This window comes from Corynebacterium sp. HMSC14B06, from assembly GCF_001807075.1.
GTDB classification, from domain to species: domain Bacteria; phylum Actinomycetota; class Actinomycetes; order Mycobacteriales; family Mycobacteriaceae; genus Corynebacterium; species Corynebacterium jeikeium_D.
In genome coordinates this window covers 40,434-65,313 of the sequence record NZ_KV787395.1, presented here as the reverse complement: position 1 = coordinate 65,313, position 24,880 = coordinate 40,434, and the positions used below count along the sequence as shown (strand labels likewise).

Annotated in this window: 20 protein-coding genes; 19 read left to right on the top strand and 1 reads right to left on the bottom strand. The window is 59.0% G+C overall.

Annotation, left to right across the window (positions count from 1 at the left end):
• The first annotated feature begins 1 nt into the window (after position 1).
• The 17 genes from HMPREF3130_RS08540 (at position 2) to HMPREF3130_RS08460 (ending at position 19,459) form a co-directional block, all read left to right on the top strand.
• Positions 2-508, top strand: a complete 507-nt coding sequence (locus HMPREF3130_RS08540; protein WP_049190665.1) for a DUF3180 domain-containing protein — start codon at positions 2-4, stop codon at positions 506-508.
• On the top strand, positions 505-1,776 hold the full coding sequence (locus HMPREF3130_RS08535; RefSeq protein ID WP_070429764.1) for a DUF6779 domain-containing protein: 1,272 nt from the start codon (positions 505-507) through the stop codon (positions 1,774-1,776). The genes HMPREF3130_RS08540 and HMPREF3130_RS08535 overlap by 4 nt, the downstream gene beginning before the upstream one ends.
• 64 nt (positions 1,777-1,840) lie before the next feature.
• Positions 1,841-2,761, top strand: a complete 921-nt coding sequence (locus tag HMPREF3130_RS08530) for a Rossmann-like and DUF2520 domain-containing protein (protein WP_070429763.1) — start codon at positions 1,841-1,843, stop codon at positions 2,759-2,761.
• A 97-nt stretch (positions 2,762-2,858) separates the two neighbouring features.
• Positions 2,859-3,977 (top strand): pantoate--beta-alanine ligase, encoded by a 1,119-nt coding sequence (gene panC / locus HMPREF3130_RS08525; protein ID WP_069358991.1) that lies wholly within the window; start codon positions 2,859-2,861, stop codon positions 3,975-3,977.
• Between the two features lie 137 nt (positions 3,978-4,114).
• Positions 4,115-4,537, top strand: a complete 423-nt coding sequence (gene panD, locus HMPREF3130_RS08520) for an aspartate 1-decarboxylase (protein WP_016421480.1) — start codon at positions 4,115-4,117, stop codon at positions 4,535-4,537.
• 247 nt (positions 4,538-4,784) lie between these two features.
• Positions 4,785-6,962 carry a PhoX family protein gene (locus HMPREF3130_RS08515; RefSeq protein ID WP_070429762.1) on the top strand — a complete coding sequence of 726 codons (2,178 nt, stop codon included), beginning with the start codon at positions 4,785-4,787 and terminating at the stop codon, positions 6,960-6,962.
• A gap of 170 nt (positions 6,963-7,132) precedes the next feature.
• Positions 7,133-7,747, top strand: coding sequence for a DUF4178 domain-containing protein (locus HMPREF3130_RS08510; protein WP_168157921.1), 615 nt, complete (start codon positions 7,133-7,135; stop codon positions 7,745-7,747).
• Between the two features lie 11 nt (positions 7,748-7,758).
• On the top strand, positions 7,759-8,298 hold the full coding sequence (locus HMPREF3130_RS08505) for a DUF2617 family protein (RefSeq protein WP_083276370.1): 540 nt from the start codon (positions 7,759-7,761) through the stop codon (positions 8,296-8,298).
• Between the two features lie 4 nt (positions 8,299-8,302).
• Positions 8,303-8,767 (top strand): DUF4247 domain-containing protein, encoded by a 465-nt coding sequence (locus HMPREF3130_RS08500; RefSeq protein ID WP_069358987.1) that lies wholly within the window; start codon positions 8,303-8,305, stop codon positions 8,765-8,767.
• A gap of 2 nt (positions 8,768-8,769) precedes the next feature.
• Entirely contained in the window at positions 8,770-9,291 is a 522-nt protein-coding gene (locus HMPREF3130_RS08495) for a DUF350 domain-containing protein (protein WP_083276369.1), read from the top strand.
• Complete coding sequence (locus HMPREF3130_RS08490) at positions 9,292-10,854, top strand: polyamine aminopropyltransferase (RefSeq protein ID WP_070429760.1); 1,563 nt, start codon at positions 9,292-9,294, stop codon at positions 10,852-10,854.
• Between the two features lie 70 nt (positions 10,855-10,924).
• Complete coding sequence (gene lysS, locus HMPREF3130_RS08485; protein ID WP_016421478.1) at positions 10,925-12,457, top strand: lysine--tRNA ligase; 1,533 nt, start codon at positions 10,925-10,927, stop codon at positions 12,455-12,457.
• A gap of 71 nt (positions 12,458-12,528) precedes the next feature.
• Positions 12,529-14,022 (top strand): metallophosphoesterase family protein, encoded by a 1,494-nt coding sequence (locus HMPREF3130_RS08480; protein WP_070429759.1) that lies wholly within the window; start codon positions 12,529-12,531, stop codon positions 14,020-14,022.
• Between the two features lie 122 nt (positions 14,023-14,144).
• Positions 14,145-15,551, top strand: coding sequence for an acyl-CoA dehydrogenase family protein (locus tag HMPREF3130_RS08475; RefSeq protein ID WP_048731769.1), 1,407 nt, complete (start codon positions 14,145-14,147; stop codon positions 15,549-15,551).
• A gap of 42 nt (positions 15,552-15,593) precedes the next feature.
• Positions 15,594-16,805: an acyl-CoA dehydrogenase family protein gene (locus HMPREF3130_RS08470; protein ID WP_016421475.1), complete on the top strand. Its 1,212-nt coding sequence runs from the start codon at positions 15,594-15,596 to the stop codon at positions 16,803-16,805.
• A 219-nt stretch (positions 16,806-17,024) separates the two neighbouring features.
• On the top strand, positions 17,025-18,482 hold the full coding sequence (locus HMPREF3130_RS08465) for a purple acid phosphatase family protein (RefSeq protein WP_048731772.1): 1,458 nt from the start codon (positions 17,025-17,027) through the stop codon (positions 18,480-18,482).
• A 149-nt stretch (positions 18,483-18,631) separates the two neighbouring features.
• Positions 18,632-19,459, top strand: a complete 828-nt coding sequence (locus tag HMPREF3130_RS08460; RefSeq protein WP_038626626.1) for a hypothetical protein — start codon at positions 18,632-18,634, stop codon at positions 19,457-19,459.
• A 112-nt stretch (positions 19,460-19,571) separates the two neighbouring features.
• Here the strand turns inward: HMPREF3130_RS08460 and HMPREF3130_RS08455 are convergent, their stop codons facing one another.
• A complete protein-coding gene (locus tag HMPREF3130_RS08455; RefSeq protein ID WP_070429758.1) occupies positions 19,572-21,290 on the bottom strand; it encodes an AMP-binding protein in 1,719 nt (572 codons plus the stop codon).
• Between the two features lie 365 nt (positions 21,291-21,655).
• On the opposite strand from HMPREF3130_RS08455, the gene HMPREF3130_RS08450 reads away from it, so the two are divergent.
• Both HMPREF3130_RS08450 and HMPREF3130_RS08445 read left to right on the top strand, forming a co-directional pair.
• Positions 21,656-21,907: a hypothetical protein gene (locus HMPREF3130_RS08450; RefSeq protein WP_210387126.1), complete on the top strand. Its 252-nt coding sequence runs from the start codon at positions 21,656-21,658 to the stop codon at positions 21,905-21,907.
• A 159-nt stretch (positions 21,908-22,066) separates the two neighbouring features.
• Complete coding sequence (locus HMPREF3130_RS08445) at positions 22,067-24,799, top strand: ATP-dependent Clp protease ATP-binding subunit (protein ID WP_070429756.1); 2,733 nt, start codon at positions 22,067-22,069, stop codon at positions 24,797-24,799.
• The last annotated feature ends 81 nt before the right edge of the window (positions 24,800-24,880 follow it).

Below are 24,880 nucleotides of genomic sequence, written 5' to 3'. Positions count from 1 at the left end.
GATGAAACCGACCTCACCGATTACGTTGGCTGCATCTGCGCTGGTTCTCGCACTGGCGTCATGGATGATCGTGGCACAGTTTTTCGGTGCGCTCGGGCCACGAAGTTGGTGGGACCTGGGGTTTCCCTGGTTGCTCACAGCTGTCTGTGTGGCGGCAGCGCGGTGGATTAAGTCGGTGCTGAAAGAGGGGAAGGTCGGGCAGGATCGCAGCCAGGTGCAGCCGTTAACGTTGTCGCGATGGCTGGTGGTCGGTACGGCATCCGCATGGTTGGGGGCGATTCTCGGAGGTTTGTACGCCGGTGGCGTGCTGTGGGCTTTGCCGAAGTGGACGGAGCTTGCGGCTGCACAGGCCGACGGGCCGATCATGATTGTCGGCACAGTATCCGGCATTTTGCTCGCTGCGGCGGGGCTGTGGCTGGAAAAAGTTTGCCAATTGCCAACTGATGGCGAAAATTCTTCGCCTCCTAGCGGGGAAATGGGAACTAACTCGGTAGGGTGGGAGTTATGACTGACCTCTCCAACGCCGGTAATGACCCGAAGCGCTCGGGTGATGCCGCATATTTTCAGGGCGACGCGGCAGCTACTTCGTCGGATATGGCCGAGTCTCCGTCTCCGTCGCCTTCTTCGGCTTTCGAAAGCTACTCCGCTGGGGCTAACTCCGGGGCTGATGCGGCATATGCAGATGAGCAGAGCAATGATGTGACGAAATTCAGTTCTACCGATGGTATGACGGAGAAAACCGCCGTCATTCTCATGGTTGTGCTGCTGATGCTCGCGGTGATTGCCAGTATCGTCATGCTCTTTGCCTCCTCTGCCGGGTGGATGAAGGTTGCCGTGCTGCTGGCGTTGTGGTCGGCAGTTATCGGGGCTGTGCTGGTGACTCGATACCGCAAGACCATTGCGCTGGAGCGCAAGCGGTTGGAGACAATCGAGGAACTGCACAAGGTGGAGCTTGACCGCGAGCTGGCTACTCACCGTGAGCAGGAGCTGATTCTCGAGCAGAACTACCTGGACTCGCTTGAGGGTAACAACGATGACAACATTGCGGCGCTGCGCGCTGAGGTCTTTGCACTGCGTGCCCAGCTTGCTGAGTTCATGGGGGAGGATTTCGACGACGAGCAGGTTGCTCTTCGCGCCCAGGCCGAGCGTCTGCGTGAGCTCGACTCGCCACAGCAGGCCTCGCCGATGAAGGATCCGACCGGTCACGACCGGCCGACACCACGCGCGACTTCCCACCGCGCTGAGATGACCGCTAACGGCACTGTTGGCGTTCATACCCAGCACGGCGGCACGGGCTCCGCTTCCTCCGCTTCGCCGGTTGAAGACGCCGAGGCTACCGACATGCGCCGTACATTCTCGCCGTCTGGCCAGCCGGTTGACGTCCACGAAGTCGCCGATTCCAAGGATGACGAAGCCGTTTCCAAGGAGAAGTTCTCCACTAACTCTTTCCGCGCCATCAACTGGCAGGAAACCCCGGCCGAGGACGCCGCAGAGGATGATTCTCAGGGCGGTGCTCACGAGGCACACGGTGCACGGCACCCATTCGCTGCGCCGGAATCGGACGATGCCTCGGACTCTCCGACTCGCCAGCTGCAGGCCATTCGCGATGAGGACCTCGCAGAAGAGCCAGCTCAGAAACCGGCTCAGGCTCCTGAGCAGGAGCCTGCAAGCCACGGTCGGCGCCGTGCTGAGGACAACAAGGGCAGCCTGACGGTTGCCGAGCTGATGGCGCAGATGCGCAAGAAGAGGGAGCAGCGCGAGGACGAAGAGGCCTAGTCGCTTACCGAGTATGCGCGGCCTACTCACTGCACATAGCTGGTTTGGTCTAACCTAGTCAGTCATGACGCAAAGCCAGCATGATTCCCATCCCCATCGGACAACCGCTCCGCGGTTGGCGGTGGGGATTATTTCTGCCGGAAAAGTCGGGGTCGCGCTCGGCCAGGCGTTAGAGCACTGTGGGCATCGTGTCACTCACGTGGTCGCGCGCTCACCAGAATCTGTCACACGAGCGCATCTACGTCTCCCGAACGCACAGGTTAGTAGCATTGCCGACACAGCTTCCACCTGCGAGCTCATCGTTATCGCCGTGCCGGATCGCGCCATCGCAGAGGTCGCCGAGGAAGTCGCCCGCCATGTCGGCCCCGGACGCATCGTCATGCATACTTCTGGTTCCCTCGGGCGTGCCGTGCTCGATCCGGTCGCACTCACCGGCGCGCTGACCATCGCCGCCCATCCCGCAATGACATTCGCAGGGCTTGACGACGACTCCGAGCTCCTGACCGGTTGCCCATGGGGTATCACTGTTGGGGATGAGCTCGCGAAAACAGTCAGTGAACTGCTCATTGGTGAACTCGGCGGTCGTCCGGTGTTCATCAACGAACGTCACCGCGGCCTTTATCACGCGGCTATGGCCCACGGCTCAAACGGTCTGGGCGCAGTTGTGGTCGATGCAGTAGAAATGCTGGCAACCACTATCGGCGGAGACGCAGCAGCCGAAGACACCGACCTAGCTGAGCTGCGTCGAGGCCAGGCCGCCGAGCTGCTCCGTCCACTGCTGGAAGCTTCATTGGACAATGCCTTGAGGTGGGGTTCCCGGGGGCTGACTGGCCCGGTGACGCGGGACGACCTTGGGACCGTCGTCAAGCACGAACGTGAAATTGAAGCGGTGGCACCGGAAATGGGAACCGCCTACCTGGCTCTTGCCGAGCGCATCGCCGAGCTGCGCGGCGCCAACGAGGTTTTGCGGTACCTACGCCGATGAGCTGAGCGGACTGGCTGTTCTGGTCATCCGGGATGTGGCGTAAGGTATTGCCGTCGGGCGAAAAGTTTGGTCCGGTAGATCTGAACGCGGAGGAAACATGACGGGTTATACCGCCGGAGAGACAACTGTTCACAAGACTATTGCGGGAATCGCGCAGGTCACCCGTGCGTTGCGGAAGACCGGGCGGCCGGTGGTGCTCGTACCTACGATGGGTGCGCTACACCAGGGGCACCTTGAACTAGTACAGGCCGCGAAGACGCTGCCGCGCGCTGTTGTGGTGGTGTCGATTTTCGTCAATCCGCTGCAGTTCGGTGAGGGGGAGGACTTTGACGCCTACCCGCGGACTCTGGAGGAAGACGTTGAGAAGCTCCGCGCTGTCGGTGCTGAGCTGGTCTTTGCGCCGAACGCGAAGGAGATGTACCCCAACGGTTTCCGCACGACCGTGCAGCCGGGGCCGCTGGCTTCGGAGCTCGAAGGTGCTACTCGCCCGGGGCACTTTGCCGGTGCGTTGACGGTGGTCAACAAGCTTTTCAACATCACCAACTGCACTGATGCCGTTTTTGGTGAGAAGGACTACCAGCAGCTGTGCCTGATGCAGCAGATGGTCACTGACCTGAATATGCCGGTGCAGTTGCACGGTGTACCGGTGATTCGCGAGGCCGACGGGTTGGCTATGAGCTCCCGCAACCGCTATCTGTCCGAGGAGCAGCGCAATCTCGCAGTAACCCTGTCCGCCGCGCTGACTGCTGGTGCTTTTGTCGCGGACCGTGGTGCGGATGCTGTGCTGGAAACCGCGCGTGGTGTGCTCGCCAGCCAGCCTGAAGTCGAGTTGGATTACTTGGAGCTGCGTGACGCTGCGCTCGCCCCGCTTTCCGACGAGGCGTTGCGCGGCGACGGCCAGGAGACTGAAGCTCGCCTGCTGGTTGCTGCGAAGGTCGGCACTACTCGTCTCATTGATAATGTTGGCTTGATTCTTGGTGCGCCGCGCCCGGATTCGGCAAACGGTTTCGGTCAGCTCGGCCAGAAGGACGCCGAAATTGCGTCGGCGGCTCTGTCGGCTGCGGGGCTGGACGGCGAGCTGACTGAGGAAGAGGCCGCTGAGCTGGCTGAGCTGCAGGAAAAGGTTCGTGCTGCTCGAGATGCGCGTCTGAAAGATGAGTCCAGCAGAGAAACTCTGAAGAACGCTGGCTTTGGCGTTGAGCAGGACAGCGAGTAGAACGGCTTTTAGAAGTAGTTTCTCGTGGCTGGGAAGTTGTCGTATTATAGTGTGCCGACTAATAACCTGCCACGCTAAGGGGTGCCGCGGTAGGCAAGCATCCAGGGGACGAATCCAGGAAGGGACCTACCTTTTTCATGTTTCGCACTATGTTGAAGTCCAAGATTCACCGTGCCACGGTGACTCAGGCTGATCTTCACTACGTTGGATCGTGCACGATTGACGCTGATCTGATGGAAGCGGCCGACCTGCTTGAAGGTGAAGCCGTCGACATCGTCGATATCAATAATGGCAACCGGCTTACTACTTACTGCATTACCGGAGAGCGCGGCTCGGGCATCATTTCCATCAACGGTGCCGCCGCTCGTCTGATATCGCCGGGTGATCTGGTTATTATCATCGGCTACGGAATGATGGATGACGCTGAGGCGCGTACGTACAAGCCGAATGTCATCTTCGTCGATGAGGACAACAAGATTCTGGAAAGTGGCAATGACCCGGCGGATGTGCCGGAGGGTTCTGATTTGAAGAATCCGCGTAGCCCGGAGAACCAGGGCTAGTCCACGTAGCCCGCAGAGCTGGGGCTCGACTGCGTAGTTGGAGAGAAGAGTCGAGCCGGAGAACCGCAACACCAGGGTGTTCACTTTGCGTTAAAGCGCAAGTCATTAGACCGTCAGCTAAAGCTCATTGGCGAGTTGATTTTTAGAAACCGAAAGGTAACGCAACGTCCTTAGCTTCTTAGAGGATCTAAAAGTTTTAGTTTTCCATTTCCTCACCTAGTCGAAGCTATACAAAGGCGGTCTCCCCGTGGTTCGTATTGGCAAGAATCTGCTGACAAATCCTTTTGCTACCTCTCGCAGCTCTCTGACCTGCACTTACAAGTGTGGTAATGCCTGTGCTGACGATGCTCCGAACGAGTTCTCGGACAACCAGTACTTCGGTGATGTTGCGAAGGAGGCGTTCTCCCAGCGCGCATTCTCCCGTCGCGCGGCACTGAAGGTCACTGGTGCTAGTGCTCTTGCGGTCGGCGGTGGCGCCGTGCTGGCCGCTTGCTCCTCTGATGATTCGGGCAGCGCCGCAGGTGGCTCCGACGCCTCCGGTACCGCTGCTGCCGGTGACGGTAGCAAGGACGAATCGCCGGAGGGTATGCGTTTCGACGCCGTCAAGCCGAACACGGAAGACGCAGTCGTTATCCCGGACGGCTACGAGCAGAATGTTCTGATTCGCTGGGGCGACCCAATCCACGAGGGTGGCCCGGAGTTCGACTTTGACAAGCAGACTCCGGAAAACCAGCTGAAGCAGTTCGGCTTCAACAATGACTTCGCTGGCCTGATTAAGGCTGAAGACGGCACACTGCTGTACGTTTGCTCGCACGAGTACACCACCGAGCCGATGATGTTCCGTGCCTACAAGAAAGAAGATGCCACTAAGGAGCAGGTCGACATCGGACTGGCTGCCCACGGCCAGACCATCCTTGCTGTGGAAGAGGATGACAAGGGATTCCTGAAGCCAATTCTCAGCGACAAGCGTAACCGTCGCATCACTGGCTTCACCGAATTCACAGTTGACGGCCCGGCTGCTGGTCACGATCTGCTGAAGACCAAGGCTGACCCGACCGGTATGAAGGTCGAGGGAACTTTGAACAACTGCTCCGGTGGTGTTACTCCGTGGGGTACCTACCTGTCCGGTGAGGAGAACGTTGACCAGTACTTCGGCAACGTTGGCAAGCTCAAGGACGAGGACGCAGTTAAGAAGCTCAAGCGCTACTCGGTCAAGAATGAAGAGCTGTCCGACCGCGCGTGGGAGAAGTACTACGACCGCTTCGATGTCTCCAAGGAGCCGAATGAGCCGAACCGCTTCTTCTGGCTGGTAGAGATTGACCCATCTGACCCGAACTCCACCCCGGTCAAGCACACCGCAGTGGGCCGTTTCAAGCATGAAGCCGGTCAGATTTACGTCACCGACGACGGCACGGTCGTGTGCTACTCCGGCGACGACGAGCGTTTCGAATACATCTACAAGTTCGTCTCCTCCCGCAAGATTAAGGAGGGGGACCTCAAGCACAACATGGGCATTCTGTCCGAGGGCACTCTCTACGTCGGTAAGTTCAACGGTAATTCCGAGTCCGAGATTGACGGCTCCGGTGAGCTGCCGAAGGACGGCCGTTTCGACGGTGACATTGAGTGGCTTCCGCTGATGACCGCCAAGGCAGACGGCAAGCACGAGTCCCACGTTGATGGCATGACCGCCGAAGAGGTCTGCATCTACACCCGCATCGCCGGTGACAAGGTCGGTGCGACCCGTATGGACCGCCCGGAGGATATCGAGCCGTCTCCGAAGACCGGTAAGGTCTACGCGGCGCTGACCAACAACAAGTACCGCGGTAAGGCGGGCGCGAAGGACGACAAGGGCAAGGAACGCAAGGATGGTGCAGGGCGCCCGCTTGCCGACGCCGTCGAGGTCGCACCAATCACCGAGAACAAGAATGGCCTTGTTCTGGAGATGGAAGATGACCACGCCGGTACCAAGGGCAAGTGGAACCTCCTGCTGGTCTGTGGTGACCCGAACGAGGCTTACACCTACTTCGGTGGCTTCGACAAGGAATCGGTCTCGCCAATTTCCTGCCCGGACAACGTCGCCTTTGACGAGTACGGCAACCTGTGGGTTTCCACCGACGGCAACGCCCTGGACTCCAACGACGGCCTGTTCGCCGTGGCTGTCGAAGGCGAGCGTCGTGGTGAGACCAAGTGCTTCCTGACTGTTCCGGTTGCTGCAGAGACCTGTGGTCCGCAGATCTTCTCCAACCGCGTGATGGTCAACGTCCAGCACCCGGGCGAAATCGAGACGGATCAGGGTCATCCAGTCGGCGACAACCCGGACCCGACCACCAACCCGACCTCGCACTGGCCGGACGGCGGCAAGGAGCAGCCACGCCCGGCCGTCGTTCAGGTTGTACGCACTGATGGCAAGAAGATTGGTGTGTAGGTTGCCCTTGGCAAGGAGCTAAGCAGAAACGCGCGGATTAGCGCGTAGACCTATCGCGGCGCGTCTCGAACGAAAATAATGTTCGACGGCGCGCCGCGACTGTATTCGGTAGAAAGTTAGTAATCGGGCGTTTACTTAGCGCCACCACACTATCGATGGGATTAATCCTAGTGAACAGCATTGTCATAATCGGCATCATCCTCGTTGTCATCGGGGTCATCGTCGTTGTTGTAGCGCGTCGGAATACTCAGGTTCCGGGTTCTGATCGGGAGCGCTTCGTCGATCCGCTGATGACTGATGAATACCGTAAGTACGGTCCAACCTCTGTCGCGCCGGGCGCAATCCTGAATTACGGTGGTGCCTCCCATGTTGTGCGCGGATCCCTTGAGCTCTCTCAGGGGCCGTTCCGCTGGTGGGAACATCTCGTCGATGGTGGGGCGGATGGTTCTTGGTTTGGCGTTGAGGAAGATGAAGGTGAAGTCATCCTCACCTGGTGGCGCAAGCTTCCAGGCAGCTTCGAACCAACTAATCCCATCGTTGTCGACGGTGTGGAGTACTGGGAGGAGGAGCGGGGAACCGCCCGCTACACCGCGATTGGCACCACTGGGCTGCCGCCGGAGGGGGCTACGGACTTCGTCGACTACAAATCCGGTGACGGTCGCTTGCTCGGACTGGAACGCTACGGTGACTCGATGTGGGAAGCATCCACCGGTATTAGGATTCTCCCCGGTGAGATTGATGTCATGGCAGCGCCGGACCATAATCCGGACGCGGACAATCGCTAGTGGCGGTCGCTATGTCGCTGGCAATTCTAGATGTGCCGTTCAAAGACACTGCTGCGGAGCAACTCCGCATTGCTTTTGACGGCCAAGTCCCGGACACCCTCTGCGAGGCGGTTATCTCTCACCCCGACGGCACAACACCGCCGCTGACGCTCGGAGTCCTCGGAGCGTCGCATGTGGTTTTCGTCGGTAAGCGGGAGAACCCGTGCTTTACCGAGGAGATTTCCTGTACCGCGGCACACGGCGTGCCCCTGAGTGAGGCGGGAGTGATGGTGAAAGCTCGTGTGGAGAACCTCTCGCCAGAAGCCTTCGTTCAGCGCGCAGATGCTTTACGACGCGAGTTCGGTACAGGGCATCCTCATTCGGTTGTCGCAGAGTTCCCCGGTTCGCCCGGCGCGCTGACTGTGTTGGCTGCAGAGCCGATTGAGCAGGGGTATCGCTGGGATACGTGGCACGGCTACCCGCCGGGGCAGCTCGTGTGGACGTCGAATACTTGGACTGCCGTCGCTGGTAACCGTGGGGCCGAGGCAGACCGCGTAAAGGGAGGTTCCTGAGTCTATGGGACGCGGAAGTATTGGTTACGCACTGATCGTTGTCGGCATTGTGGTCACTCTGGCCGGTTTCTTCGTCGGCGGGAAATCTGCGGAAGAGAGGATTAGCGAGCGCTATCAGTCCGCGCCCGGCGCAGCATCTGCGACGCAGGTCAGCAGCGGAATTGATCGACGTTGGACCTGTGGCGACCGCGACCCCATTGAGGTGGGGCGTGAGCTGAAAGAAGAGATTAAGCCACAGGCTTACAACGAAGATGGCGGGGCAGCGTACCTGAGGACGAAGAAGCACCTGTTCATCGTTTCGCGTCAGACCCCTGAGGCAGGGTCAAAGGACACGTGCCTGATAACCAGAGAATCACTTAGTGGCCGCTATTCGGGTGGGCACTTCATCTATCTCGGCCCCGGTTTCGGTCCCTCCGCCCCCTCCGGCGGTTCGGGTGGATCGGCCGGATCATTCGGAGGAGCGAAATAAACATGGGACCAGTAACGTACATGGACACCACCGGGACGGCTATCCTCACGGCGCAGTCGGAGACATCGGAGCCAGCGCAGTCGGTCGTGGCCTCAACTGTGGGCGAGCATCTGGCCGTCGGAGTGCCGGCCACCGTCGGTTACTTCCTTGCGGGTGCCCTAGTGCTCGTAGTTGGATTCATTGTCCTTGATCTGATTACTCCTGGGAAACTGCGCGACCTGGTGTTTCTCGAAAACCGTGCGGGCGCCGCGATGATAGCGGGCTCACAGCAGATTGCGCTGGCCTGCATTGTCGTTTCGGTAATCCGCGCATCCGACGACGCTCTGATGATTGGCCTGGGGGAGACCCTCGTTTACGGTGCACTCGGCATTGTGTTGCAGGCAGCATCGCTGCTGGTGCTGGAAGCTCTGATTCCGGGGCGCTTCCGCGATGTCGTGATGGACGCGAAGGTACGCCCCCGAGCGGTGTTGGCCGCGACCACCTTCATTGTTATCGGTGTGATTAACGCGGTGGCGCTGTCATAAATGGAGACCACCACGACTTCCCGGCGCTGGCGGGCTCTCCTGCTGGGCTCTGTGGCGGCCTGTGCTGCCTGCGGCCTGGTTTATGAGCTGGCACTACTGGCGCTGTCGGCTTCTCTTGGCCGCGGCGACGTCGTTGCGAATTCCCTGATTGTGGCCGGTTATGTCGCAGCGCTGGGTTTTGGCGCCGTGGCGGCGAAGCCGTTTGTGCGCCGTGCCGCGGTGTCTTTCCTCGGTATCGAGTGTGCTTTGGGTTTGCTTGGCGGTGTGTCCGCAACCGCTCTGTACTGGGTATTTTCGGTTACAGGTGAGAGCCTCGGAGCATTGGTCGCCGCCACTTTCATAATCGGAACGCTGGTTGGTGCCGAGGTGCCATTACTCATGACACTTCTGCAGACCGGCCGGACGTCCTCCGCCGAGGACACCGGTCGCGTGCTGGCGAATCTCAATGCTGCGGACTACTTCGGAGCCTTGGTCGGCGGTTTAATCTGGCCATTTGTGCTCCTGCCTACGGTGGGCATGCTGAAGGCCACTGCCATCGCTGGACTGATTAACGTCACCGCGGCATTGATAATCGCCGCGCTGCTACTGAAGCAGATGTTGACCCGCCGGGCACTGGTCGCATCTGTCGCCGCCCTCGTCGCGGCACTGGTTGGGTTGGTAGCGTTGCTGGCCGGAATCCGGGACATTGAGGCGACCGCCCGGCAGTCGCTCTACGCCCAGCCCATTGTTTTCGCCAAGCACTCGAAGTATCAGGACATCGTCGTCACTCGATTTGGCGGGGACCGGCGGCTTTATCTCGACGGGGGATTGCAGTACTCCAGTCGTGACGAGTACCGCTACACCGAGTCGCTGGTCTACCCGGCGGTGGATAAAGAAACGAAGTCGGCGTTGATTCTCGGCGGAGGCGATGGGTTGGCTGCCCGGGAGCTGCTGCGGATGCCCAACATCGAGCGCATTGTTCAGGTCGATTTGGATCCGGACGTCATCGAGGTCGCGCGCACTGTGCTGCGGGAGGACAACCGTGGCAGCCTGGACAATCCCCGAGTGGAGAAGATTGCTGCGGATGCTTTCGCATGGCTCCACGAGCAGGCACGTGGTAAGGCGCAGGTGCAGAAGTTCGACGCCATCTATGCAGACCTTCCCGATCCCGACAACGCAGTGCTAGCCAAGCTCTACTCTCAGGAGTTCTACGGGTTGATCCGCACGGTGGCCGCGCCGGGCGCAAAGTTGGTGGTGCAGTCGGGTTCGCCGTTTTCGACGCCGCAGGCCTTCTGGCGCACCGACAGTTCGATTCGCGCCGCAGGCTGGTCGACCACTCCGTACCACGTGCATGTTCCCACCTTCGGGGACTGGGGGTTTGTACTCGCGCAGGCCGGGCCTGAGCCTCCTACGCTCGAGCTTTACGACGACGCCCCGCCGCTGAAATTCCTCACTCCTGACGTGGCCCGGGCTGCGACCGTGTTCGGTGCCGATAACGGTCCGCAACGATTGGAACCGTCGACACTTGCTCATCCTCGAATTGTGGAGGATATTCGTCGAGGTTGGCGGCAGGCAGGGGAGTAGCCCGCCGAGTATTTCGCAAAGGGGCGGGCGAGTAGCAGGTCGGCGGTGTAGTCGGCTAACCTTTATAGCCGTGACTGACGCGAAGAAGACCCCTGAAAACACCGCCACCGTTCCTGAGCAGCTGCGCATTCGCCGCGAGAAGCGTGACCGCCTGCTCGAGGCTGGAATTCAGCCGTACCCGGTTGAGGTTCCCCGTACTCACTCTCTCAAGGATGTCCGTGAAGAGTGGGGCCACCTCGAGGCTGGCGAGGAGACTCAGGATGTCGTGACCGTCATTGGTCGTGTCATGTTTATTCGTAACACCGGCAAGCTCTGCTTTGCCGCTCTGCAGGAGGGTGACGGCACGACCCTGCAGGCCATGCTTTCCAAGGCTGAGGTCGGCGAGGACGCCCTGGCTGCTTGGAAGTCGGACGTAGATATGGGCGACTTCGTCCTCATTACTGGCCGCGTAATTTCTTCGCGCCGCGGCGAGTTGTCTGTGATGGCTACCGAGTGGCAGATGGCCTCGAAGGCTCTGCGTCCGCTGCCGGTGTCGTTCGCTGATCTGTCCGAGGACAGCCGCGTGCGTCACCGCTACACGGACCTGATTATGCGTGAGCAGGCTCGTACTAACGCACTGACTCGCATCAAGGTCATCCGCGAGCTGCGCCACGCACTTGAGCGTCGCGGTTTCCTCGAGGTCGAAACCCCGATGCTGCAGACTCTGCACGGCGGTGCAGCTGCACGTCCGTTCGTGACTCATTCCAACGCTTTGGACATCGATCTCTACCTGCGTATCGCGCCGGAGCTTTTCCTCAAGCGCTGCGTCGTCGGCGGTATGGAGCGCGTTTTCGAGATCAATCGCAACTTCCGCAACGAGGGCATCGACTCCTCGCACAGCCCGGAGTTCGCGATGCTGGAGTACTACGAGGCATTCGGCACCTACGATGACTCCGCCCGCACCGTCCGCGAGGTCATTCAGGAAATCTGCGTCGCGGTCTTCGGTTCGACGACTGTTACGCTTGCCGACGGTACGGAGTTCGACTTCGGCGGCGAGTGGAAGCAGATTGAGATGTACCCGTCGCTGAACGAGGCACTTGCTCGCAAGTTCCCTGGTCAGCCGGAAGTCACTATTGACTCGACCGTCGAGGAGCTAAAGGCAATCGCCGATGTGATTGGCCTTGAGGTTCCGGAGAAGGGCGGCTGGGGCCACGGCAAGCTGGTTGAGGAAATCTGGGAGCTGCTCTGTGAAGACCAGCTCGACGGTCCTATCTTTGTCCGCGACTTCCCGGTCGAGACCTCTCCGCTGACTCGTCAGCACCGCTCCAAGCCTGGCGTGACCGAGAAGTGGGATCTTTACGTCCGTGGCTTCGAGCTGGCTACCGGCTACTCCGAGCTGGTTGACCCGGTTGTCCAGCGTGAGCGCTTTGAGGATCAGGCGCGACTGGCCGCTGGCGGCGACGACGAGGCCATGGTTCTGGATGAGGACTTCCTGCACGCAATGGAGCAGGGCATGCCGCCGACGACCGGTGTGGGCATGGGCATTGACCGCCTGCTGATGGCCCTGACCGGCCTTGGCATTCGCGAAACCGTGCTGTTCCCGATCGTGAAGCCGGAAGCGTAAGCGACTGAATTCATGTGTAGTTATCCCGGTGTTATCACCGGGATTGTTTTTATCCCGTAATTTCTTCACCCGTGAATTCGGTAAATGGGAATAAGAAAATTGATCGGCGATCCGTATTGCGCTTGGGAGCAGTAGCGGGTGCGGGGGCTGTAGCGGTTGCCGTCAATAGCGTCGGGACGCGAGCAGTTGCATCGGCGGCCCCGAACCAGTCGCCGTTTCCATTCACCGGGTTGACCAGCGGCCTTGTTGTGACGGACCTGGAAGTCGTGACCGTGACCGCTACGTCGGTGACATTTTCGTGGGCGACGTATGCAGGCCCACACCCAGCGTGGGGAAAGCTGGCTCCACTGGCGCCGGCCGACACTGAAGTTGCGCTAGTGCCAGTCGATGCCGATGAGGGCGGCGAGCTACCCGTGGTACATAAGGACGAGACGCAGGTTGGCTACCACTTTGTGACCGTCGATAAGCTGCGGCCTGGGACCACGTACCGTTTCGAATGTCGATCGAATGGGCTGGTCGCAGAGCCGGGATTAATTACCCGAAATCTCCCCAATACACCCGAGCAAACTGGACAGTTCACGACGTTGGTCGCTCCGGAAGGGGAGTACCTGACCACGATTGCCATCCTTAATGACGCGCATATTGGCGAAAATGGGCACGGTATTATCACCGGCGATTTCCCCGCTCCTATCTTTTCTGAACCGGGTGCCGCGCCGTATCCCGAGGTCATGCTGACGGCTGCGCTCGCCGAGCTGCGGGGGATGGGGATTGAAAAGGTTTTCGTCAACGGTGATGCCACGTCGGAAGCACGTCCGGCGGAGGTGCGTCGATTTGCCGAGATTATGAATACTTTTGGTGCTCAGGAGCGGCAGTGGTTTGTCACCCGCGGCAATCATGATCGTCCGCATAAGCCGGATGCCGATCCATCTGCTGGCTACGACGAATTCCCGGTTTTGGAGGGTACCGAGAATCATCGCGATCCCTTCGGTGTTCTCCTGGGGCGTCCGCGGCAGGAACTGTGGGTCACTCAGCAGGGGCCGGTCCGTGTCATAGGGCTGGATTCATCGAAGTTGGATGAGTCCGGCGGCGAAATTAGCCCGGAACAGTTCGATGCACTGGAGCGGGAATTGCAGCGTGACCCCAGTAAGCCGACAGTTGTGCTGGCTCATCACCCAATTACCTCCGAGGCTGGTTGGACACATGCTGCCGGGCCCACCTTCATTCTCAACAGCGCTGATGCACGACGCTTGCAGCAGATGCTTAACGACGCTCCGGGTGTATTCTTTGCGGGGGCAGGTCACACCCACCGTGCAAAGCGTACTCGCGGTGATGTTGGGGCCGGCGTTGATTATTTGGAGACCGGCGCGTGCAAAGCATACCCCGGTGGCTACACACTGCTGCATGTCTACTCCGGTGGCTACCAGGTTAACTTTCACCGTTTGAGCAGCGAAGATGCGCTTGCGTGGACTGCGCGTGCCCGTTGGGCGATGTACGGTTTCGAGCCCGAGGCTCTGCTTGGTGAGCTCTCTGATCGCAACTACGTTGTTAACCGCGTTATCGCCTGACAAGTTAGAAGCCTGAAAGTTTTCTGTTACTTGGCAATGTTTTTTCAATTCTTGTGACAACGGTCACGTGATTGTTTTATTGTTATGCCAGTAATAGTTCTGACTCGAAAGGCCATGATCACATGAGCGAGAAGAAGAACCGCGAAGATTCGACTGTCGGCCGCAATAACCCTGGTCGCGACGCTATCGGAGCGGCAATGCGGTTCATCACGTCGATTACTGGTTCGGACTTCGCCCAGAAGTACGACCTTCAGCCAAAGATCGACCGCGTGGTGTACCAGTCCACCAAGTCCGGTTTTAAGACCCTTGGTGCCGCGAACCGTCAGTTTAAGAAGATTTCCGGTTCCGGTAAGCCGGAGCGTCCGGCTGAGGAAGCCCAGGCTGCACAGGAGGCCGCAGCCGAGGAGAAGGCAAAGAAGCTCTTCGACCTCACCCCGACCGAGGATCAGCAGATGATCGTCGAGACGGTTAAGGAGTTTGCTGAGTCGCGCTTGCGCGAGGCTGCTTACAAGTCCGACCACGAGGCAACTCCCCCGGAGAATCTCGTCTCTGAGGCTTCTGAGCTGGGCGTCACTATGATCAACGTCCCGGAGGCTTTCGAGGGCATCGCTACCGGCGAGGACGTCACCACCAACGCGCTGGTCGCGGAGGCTCTGTCCTACGGTGACATGGGTCTGGCTCTGGCAGTGCTGGCTCCGGCCGGTGTCGCTGCCACCCTGACCGCTCACGGCTCCGACTCGCAGCAGAAGACCTACCTGCCGGCATTCGCTGGCGAGAACGTCCCGGCCGCCGCTGTTGTTCTCGCAGAGCCGCGCCCGCTTTTCGACGCACGCAAGCCTGAAACCACCGCAAAGCGCGAGGGCGATTCGCTGGTCCTCAACGGTGTTAAGTCCTTCGTTCCGAACGCCGGCGCAGCTGAGCTGTTCATCATCGGTGTTGAGCTCGAGGGTAAGCCGGCTCTGGTTATCGTTGAGTCCGACACTGAAGGTCTCCACGTTGAGGCTGACCCGTCCATGGGTCTGCGCGGTGCCGCAATGGGTCGCGTCATCCTGAAGGATGTCAAGGTTCCGGCCGAGAACATTCTCGGCGGCGCTAGCACCTCGGCTGCAGACCGTGAAGAGGCATACCTCGACATTCTGCGTCGTTCCCGCCTCGGCTGGGCAGCTCTTGCAATGGGTACTTCTCAGGCAGTTCTCGACTACGTCATTCCTTACGTCAATGAGCGTCAGGCATTCGGCGAGCCGATTTCCCACCGCCAGGCAGTGGCCTTCATGGTCGCCGACATCAAGATTGAGCTCGATGGTCTCCGCATGATTACTCTCCGCGGTGCTTCCCGCGCTGACCAGGGTCGCGGCTTCGCTCGCGAGGCAGCTCTGGCTAAGACCTTCGCCACTGAAAAGGGTATGAAGATTGGTTCCGACGGTGTGCAGCTGCTCGGTGGCCACGGCTTCACCAAGGAGCACCCGGTTGAGCGTTGGTACCGTGACCTCCGCGCAATTGGTGTCGCCGAAGGCATCGTCGTTCTGTAAACCGCTAGATACTTCAGCCGAAAAGAATTAAGAGGAAAGAAAATGATTAACCTCGAACTGCCGAAGTTCCTCAAGGCGGGCGCGTCCCAGTCGCATCAGGCCGCCGCTGAGATCTTCCGACCGATTTCCCGTAAGTACGATCTCGCTGAGCACGAGTACCCGAAGGAACTCGACACCCTTGCCTCCATGATGGACGGCATGGCAGATGGTGGCCGTGGCTTCTCCGGTGCTTCCGGTGGACGTGGTGACGATAAGAAGCCGAAGCGCACCGGTGTAAAAAACGGTGGCAACATGGCTTCGCTGCTCAACGTTATTGAGACCTGCTGGGGTGACGTGGGTCTGACCCTGTCCCTGCCGTACCAGGGTCTAGGTAACGCAGCTATCGCAGCTGTTGCTACCGATGAGCAGCTGGAGGCTTTCGGTAAGACCTGGGCTTCCATGGCAATTACCGAGCCGTCCTTCGGTTCTGACTCCTCCGCAGTTTCCACCACCGCCAAGCTCGATGGTGATGAGTACGTCATCAACGGTGAGAAGATCTTCGTCACTGCTGGTGAGCGTTCCGACTCCGTCGTTGTGTGGGCGACCCTGGACAAGTCCAAGGGCCGTGCTGCCATCAAGTCCTTCCTGGTGAAGAAGGGCACTCCGGGCTTCACCGTTGAGCGCCTGGAGGAGAAGCTGGGTATTCGTTCCTCGGATACCGCAGTGCTCCGCCTGGACAATGTCCGCGTTCCGAAGGAGAACCTGCTGGGTTCCCCGGACATTGATGTTAAGAAGTCCTTCGCCGGCGCAATGGCGACCTTCGACAACACTCGTCCGCTGGTTGCGGGTATGGCCATCGGCGTCTCCCGTGCTTCGCTGGAAGAGCTGCGTCGCATCCTGGAAGAGGCTGGCATCGAGATTGACTACGATGCACCGGCACACACCCAGAGCGCTGCTGCAGCTGAGTACCTGAAGCTGGAGTCCGATTGGGAGGCTGCATACCTCCTGGCTCTGCGCGCTGCGTGGATGGCTGACAACAAGCAGCCGAACACTCTGGAAGCTTCCGAGTGTAAGGCCAAGGCCGGCCGTGCAGGCACCGAGATTTGCCTCCGTGCCGTTCAGCTGGCAGGTACCTTCGGTTACTCTGAGCGTAACCTGCTGGAGAAGTGGTCCCGCGACGTCAAGATCCTGGACATCTTCGAAGGTACCCAGCAGATTCAGCAGCTGGTCGTTGCTCGCCGCACCCTGGGCCTGTCCTCCAAGGAACTGAAGTAGTTACAGTTTCAGAGCAATCTACATACTGGTGAGCCGGTAAAAGCTCACAAAGATGCTCAAGCCACATTTTCCTAAAACACCGTCCTGCCATGACTTGGTAGGCGGTGTTTTATTTTGCGCTGTTTTGGCCGTGTGTCTCTTGTCGTTGCGTTCCTATTTTTCTGAGATTAGAGGGAGAGTTCATCTAATTTTCATCTTTAGGTTCTAGGCTTATTTGCCATGAGCATTTCCCGCCGGGCCTACCTCTCTGTTGCAACTCTTGCTGCAAGTTCAATGGCCGTCGCGAAAACCTCGGGAGCGTACGGCCTTGAGTACGTCACGTCGGGTCTGGGGCTTACCCAGTCGGATTCCAAGTCGTGGCAGGTACTGGCTAGCGACTTGGAGGTCATCACTGTCACAGACACGTCAGTGGCATTTACATGGGCAACATATGCTCCGGGAGTGCAGACAGCGTATGGCTTCATTAAGCCGACCGTTCCTTCGGATGAGCGGGTGCTGCTTGGTCCTGCGGATTCAACGCAGTTAGAGCTCGTGCACGAGGGGTACTCAGAGTCGGGCTACCACCATGTGGTCATTGACGGGTTGGAGCCGGGACGGGAGTACCGCTTTGAGTGCTGGTCACACAACTGTCGCGCGGTTCCGTCGCTGAATATCACCATGAGCAAAACGGCACCGGAGAAGACAGGCGTCGTAAGCACTCTGCCAGCGCTGGAGGGTGCACATTTGGCGACGTTCGCGCTGACGAATGACACACACATTGGTAAGCCCAATCATGACGGCATTCGCATTGGCAACCTCGGTCTTTCCTCCGGTCCGGGAGAGCAGCCTTTTGCCTCTATGCAATTGCAGGGTCTGGTGGACACGGTAAAGGCTGCCGGGTTAGACACTCTCGTCATCAATGGCGATTGCACGGATAGCAACCGCCCTGAGGAGTATGACGAACTCATCAGGGTTTTGGATACTTTCGGTGAGTTTGGGAAAAACTGGTTTGTCACCCGTGGTAATCACGATGTGCACCCGCCCGGGCTACCCAATATCAATGGTTTCCGGGGACGCGGAATCCGCAAAGGCAAGACCGCGGTTCCGGATTACTTCAGCCAGCGTCTTGTGCCGACGCAGCAGCACTGGTCGACTCGCGTCGGCGAAGTGCGCCTCATCGGTGTTGATACCGCCGAGTTTGGTTATGCAGGTGGACGTATTAATGAGCGGCAGATGCGTGCATTGCGTGCCGAACTCGCAGACGATCCAGAGCGTCCGACAATTTTGTTTGCGCATCACCCGTTTACTCAGGATGCGGTGCGTTCGCATTTCGGTGGTGAGGCATTCATGGTCGAGGCGCAGCAGGCCAAGATTTTTCAGGAGATTCTGGCCGCCACGCCGGGTGCCAAAGGCGTGTTCGCTGGTCATACGCACCGCAGCCGCCGTGGTATCGCTGACTACGGGGATACGGACTTCTGTGAGCGGGGTGCGGCACTCGGCTATCCGGGTGGATACACACAGATTCGAGTTCACACTGACGGTTACCAAATTAGCTACCACCGCACTACGACACCTCAGTCTCTGTCCTGGTCAACGAAGACTCGTTGGTCGATGTTCGGGTTGGAGCCAGAGTTTATGCTGGGAAAGATCTCCGATCGGAACTACGTCAATTTCTTCAAGAACAAAGTGCCACTCTGAGCTAGTGCTAGCTTCTAGCAGGGTACGCTGGGCAACGCATAGTGTTAATGGAAAATACGTAGTGGCAAGTTCCGCTGTGGGCGAAGTCGCAAGCCACCACGTTATTGGCCGAGCACAAGTGTGGCTCTGAAGTAATAAGGAATTTAGCGATGACCGACCAGTACAACCCGCGTTCGTCCTCCCCGCAGGATTGGGAGCAGGACGGTTATGCAACATCTGCCTGGGAGCAGCCGCAGGGTGGGGCTCAAGACGAGTACCAGCCTCAGTACCAGTACCAGTCGCAGGGGCCGAACCAGGGAGGTTCACCCCAGCAGTATCCGGCTTATCAGCAGGCTCCGGTACCTGAGCAGAAGAGCAACAACGGTCTGTACGTGGTTTTGGGCATCGTCGGTGTCGCACTTGCAGCGGTCGCCGGTATCGGTGGCGCGTACTACCTGAATAATTCCTCCGATAATTCCCCGCAGTCTCCCGATACGGTTGCGGCAGGGGACTCGTCGTCAAGCACTGCGTCCCCGGCGCCGGTGGAGACGTACACGGAAACCTATACCCAGACCGTCGAGCCGGAAACGACGAAGCAGCCGGAGAGCAGCGCTCCTACCACTACGCAGCGGGGAAACTTTGGTCTTCGCGCGTTCGGTATGAATCGCGATGATATCGATGCCAAAGGTTGGGTTGGCAGTACCGCTCGCTGCTCGGGTGGGTATTACGCGCGTGTGTTGGCGGAGACTTCTTCGGGTAAGGCCGTGATTTGTGAGAACTCCAATAACCGCCAGCAGCGCCATTACATTGGTGACTTCGGTGAGATTTCGGATACCCCGGATGCGTACACAGTAGATAGTTTCTCCGGGAACCGTGCTGTCGCGAAAAATGGTGGCTACACGTATACCGTCACTCCGAATGCGGTAACCGTGACCCAGGACGGCGAAGAGATTTTCCGTGAGCCCGTCACGGACTACGGTGTTTTGAACGCTGGCTAATCAGCTCTAGTTCTTCCTAGGACACGCAAAAAGGACGCGGTAACTTCCATAACGGAAGTTTTTACCGCGTCCTTTTCGTGTCTGCCGTTCGCTTTACGACGGTCCCTGCGCCCTAAGCCACCTTCTCCTCGGTGACATTCTCCCACGGCTTCGGCAGGTGGCGAGGAACCACCTTGCCGACTGCGTTGCGTGGCAGTTCATCGAGGAACACGGTCTCGCGCGGAACGGCGAATCGGCTGAGGCGCTGCTTGACGTATGTGCGAATCTGCTCATTGGTCAGGGCGCGGCCCTCAGGGGAGTCGTCGCGGACAACCCAGGCGACCAGGGCCTGACCGAAGCGCTCATCCGGGACACCTGCGACTGCGCACTCGCGGATACCCTCGAGCTGGCTGAGTGCATCTTCGGTCTGGCGTGGGAAGACGTTCTCGCCACCGGAGACAATCATGTCGTCCTCGCGACCGGAGATGTAGAGCAAGCCGTTTTCCATGCGACCCAGGTCACCGGTACAGACCATGCCGTCAATGACCTGCTTGTCCGCGCCCGGGCGGGTGTAGCCCTCGTACAACATGTTGTTGCCGACGAAGATTCGACCGGTCTCGCCGTCGGCGACGCGGTTGCCGTCTTCGTCGAGAATCTGGACACGAGTGCCCAGCGGTGCGCGACCAGCTGTGGTTGGGTTTGCCTTGAGCTCATCCGGGTTAGCAATGGTTGCCCAGCTGACCTCCGTGGAACCGTACTGGTTGTAGAGAACCGGCCCGAAGCGCTCGAGGGTCTTGGTGACAATTCCCTCTGGAATAGCCGAACCGCAGGATGCGATGACCTTTAGCGATGTCGCGCCGATGTCGTAGTTGTCCGGGAGAATCTCAATCATGCGCTGCAGCATGGTCGGCACCAGGAAGATGGTGTGCGGAGAGTGCTGCTCGATAATGCGCAGGCTGTCGGCTGGATCGAACTTGCGGCGCATAATCATGGTGGAACGCAGTGCGATGCACAGCTGCGCAGTCGCGAATCCCCAGGTGTGGAACAGCGGAGCCGCAAGGTAAGCCGGGCGGCGCTGACGCAGCGGAATGCGGCTCATGATGGAAGATGCCGGCATCCAGCTGCGCGGCTCCGGACGCTTGGCTCCCTTTGGAGTGCCGGTGGTTCCGGAGGTCAGAATAATAACGCGGCCACGGCGCGGACGGCTTGGCAGCTCGGAGGTCGGCCACTTTGCCGGCGGTGCAGTCTTCAGCATCTCCTGCATGGAGGTCCAGCCCTCGCGAACACAGGAGGTATCACCGTAGTTTTCAAACCACGACACTGCGACCGGGCACTCATCGAAGTCCTCCGGCAGCATGTGAGTGAATTCCTCATCAATGAACAGGAAGTCAATCTTCTGCTCGCGAATTACCGCTAGAGTCTGCTCGGCAGCGGCGCCAGTATTGAGCAGCACCAGATCGGTGCCGAGGCGACCGTGGGCGCACAGAGCCATAATGAAACCGCGGTGATTGCGAGCCAGCACACCGATGCGGTTGCGCTGCTGAATATCGCCGTGGCGGAGTGCCCGCGCCAGGGCAGTGGAGCGCTCGTGCAGCTCCTCGTAGGTCAGCGAGCCGCCGTCATCAATAATTGCGGTGTGGTGCGGATCGCGGCCGGCTGCAATGCCGAGGAGACCAGCTGGCAGGAAGTCCCAGCGGTAGATGGAATTTAATGCCTTACCAGCCGCGCCGGGTCCCATCGAGCCGAGGACACCAGCTTGCGTCACCGGTGCGAGACCGAGAACGAGGTCCGAGGTAGCTCGCGAAGCTTTGCGCACCTTATTGAGAATCGAGGTCTGTGGATCAGATGTCATAGTCACTCATCTTCCGTGGTTCATGTCCTGTGGTCTTCGGAGAGGCCTAATCAGGCGAAACCTCATCGGTAGGACCGCCGATTTAGTTTCTTTTACAGTAAGAATAAGTGTCCTAGGTCACTTTTGTGTAGCTTTTTGCAAAATTTTTTTATCAGAAACGAATGATTGTGAAGATATGTTGCGTGACTAGGGAATACGTTCAAAGGTGTGGGGCTTTTTTATCTCGAGCGATGTTGTCGCCGCACTTAGAGGCTCCGTTTTGAGGTAATTTCTCTAGAAAAAGTTCTTGAGAGATGTTCCAATTCAACTTCGCCCTCGTCGCCGTAGCGGAGGGTGAAGCCATTCGATATGTCCTAGGGGAACCCATGAAGTCCACTCTCAAGAGTCAAACTTTCCTACGCATTTCGGCAGCCCGAGTTGCCGTGGTCGGAGCAGCCGCAACCGGTGCGGCTTTCGGTCTTGCAGCATGTGGCGATAGCGATGACGTCGATCCGGCACCTGTCGAGACCACTACGGTGACTTCGACCGAGAGCGTGGACGACAATCGCAATGATCGCGATGATGACGATCATGACGATGACGACGACGATGATGACGACGACCGCGTGAACAACTAGGTGTCCGTTCCAGGATGAAACTGCCGTTGCGCCTCTCTTGACCAGACTGTTCGCTATTGGCGTACGGCTATAGGGATTAATCTGCGACGCGTCGCGTTTAAGCTAGGTGAAACAACCTTTATTGAATTACGGCAAAAATAGACACTTGAAAGGGCAGTGATGTTCGAGAGGTTTACGGACCGAGCACGTCGCGTTGTCGTCCTGGCACAGGATGAGGCACGCGAGCTCAATCACAATTACATCGGCACGGAGCACATCCTGCTCGGCCTGATTAGTGAAGGCGACGGTGTGGCTGCCAAGGCGCTCGAGTCCATGGGTATTTCCCTGGATGCTGTGCGCTCTGAGGTAGTCGACATTATTGGTCGTGGCTCCCAGCCGCCGAGCGGTCACGTGCCGTTTACTCCGCGTGCAAAGAAGGTGCTGGAGTACTCTCTGCGCGAGGCTCTGCAGCTGGGTCACAAGTACATCGGTACTGAGCACCTGCTGCTTGGACTGATTCGTGAGGGCGAAGGTGTTGCCGCTCAGGTACTGGTTAAGCTCGGCGCTGACCTGCCGCGCGTACGTCAGCAGGTTATTCAGCTGCTCAGCGGTTTCCAGGGTGATGAGTCGGATGGTTCTCCGGAGCAGCGTCCAGTCGGTGCTACTTCCGGCGCTCGTGTGCAGGAGGGTAACCACCAGTCCGGTTCGCTGGTGCTCGATCAGTTCGGTCGTAACCTGACCGTGGCTGCACGTGAGGGCAAGCTGGATCCGGTCATTGGCCGTGAGAAGGAAATCGAGCGCATTATGCAGGTTCTTTCTCGCCGTACCAAGAACAATCCTGTGCTGATTGGTGAGCCGGGCGTTGGTAAGACCGCCGTTGTGGAAGGCCTCGCGCTGGACATCGTCAACGGCCGTGTGCCGGAGACACTGAAGGATAAGCAGCTTTACTCCCTCGACCTGGGTTCCCTGGTTGCGGGTTCCCGTTACCGCGGTGACTTCGAGGAGCGTCTGAAGAAGGTGCTCAAGGAGATTAACCAGCGCGGTGACATCATTCTGTTTATTGACGAGATTCACACGCTGGTCGGTGCCGGTGCTGCAGAGGGCGCAATTGACGCGGCCTCGATTCTGAAGCCGAAGCTGGCTCGCGGTGAGCTGCAGACCATCGGTGCTACCACTTTGGATGAGTACCGTAAGCACATCGAGAAGGACGCCGCTCTCGAGCGTCGTTTCCAGCCGGTGAACGTGCCGGAGCCGAGCGTGGATCTCACTATCGAGATTCTGCGTGGTGTTCGCGATAAGTACGAGGCTCACCACCGCGTATCCATCTCGGACAAGGCGCTGGTTGCGGCAGCTACCCTCTCGGATCGTTACATCAACGACCGCTTCCTGCCGGATAAGGCTGTTGACCTTATTGACGAGGCCGGTGCTCGTATGCGCATCAAGCGCATGACTGCCCCGGCTGACCTGCAGGAGATCGACTCCAAGATTGCCGATGTGCGCCGCCAGAAGGAAGCCGCCATCGACGAGCAGGACTTCGAGAAGGCAGCTGGTCTGCGCGACAAGGAGCGCAAGCTGGGCGAAGAGCGCCGCGAGCGCGAGAAGAAGTGGCGTGCGGGCGAGTCCGACACCATCGCTGAGATTGGCGAGGAACAGATTGCGGAGGTCCTGGCTTCCTGGACTGGCATTCCGGTGTTCAAGCTCACCGAGGAAGAGTCCTCGCGTCTGCTGCGCATGGAGGATGAGCTGCACAAGCGCATCATCGGTCAGGAAGAGGCTGTCAGTGCTGTCTCCCGCGCTATTCGTCGTACCCGTGCTGGCCTGAAGGACCCGAAGCGTCCGTCCGGTTCGTTCATCTTCGCTGGTCCGTCCGGTGTTGGTAAGACCGAGCTGTCGAAGGCTCTGGCCGAGTTCCTCTTTGGTGAGGAAGACGCACTCATTCAGATTGATATGGGTGAGTTCCACGACCGCTTCACTGCTTCTCGTCTCTTCGGTGCTCCTCCCGGATACGTCGGCTACGAAGAGGGCGGCCAGCTCACCGAGAAGGTGCGCCGCAAGCCGTTCTCCGTCGTGCTTTTCGACGAGATTGAGAAGGCCCACAAGGAGATTTACAACACCTTGCTGCAGGTCCTGGAAGACGGTCGTCTGACTGACTCGCAGGGCCGAGTGGTGGACTTCAAGAACACGGTTCTGATCTTCACCTCGAACCTGGGTACCAGCGACATTTCCAAGGCTGTTGGTATGGGCTTCTCGGGGGTCGGCGAGGCCGATGAAGATGGCAAGTACGAGCGGATGAAGGACAAGGTCCACGACGAGCTGAAGAAGCACTTCCGTCCGGAGTTCCTGAACCGTATCGACGAGATTGTGGTCTTCAAGCAGCTGAGCCAGGCTGAGATTGTCCAGATGGTCGACCTTATGCTGGCCCGCGTCAGCGACCAGCTCGACGAGAAGCGCATCACCATGGAGATTTCCGACCGCGCCAAGAACCTGCTGGCCAAGCGTGGCTTTGATCCAGTGCTCGGTGCCCGTCCGCTGCGTCGCACGATCCAGCGCGAGATTGAGGATCAGCTCTCCGAGAAGATTCTCTACGGTGAGGTCGGTCTCGGCGAGACCGTCTTCATCGATGTCGAAGGCTGGGATGGTGAGTCCAAGGACGTCGACAAGGCGAAGTTCACCTTCACCAACAAGGGCAAGGTCGGTAACGTTGATGCCGACGGCGGTGCTCTGGGTGAGTCCGAGGAAGACAAGGACGTTCTCGGCAGCGCTGGTACCAGCGAGCCCGATATCATCACCCCGGATGTACTGGGTGACGGCGGTTCCACCGCCGCTGAAACCGACCTAGAGTCCGGTTCGGACTCCGATGACGACGGCCACAACCCGCCACCGGCTGGTGCGGGTGCTGGCCAGCCGCTCTAAGAGGTTTAGCTGCTAGCAGTACCAACGAACACTGCCACCCCAAGTTCCGACTCCGTTGTGGGAGGAACTGGGGTGGCAGTG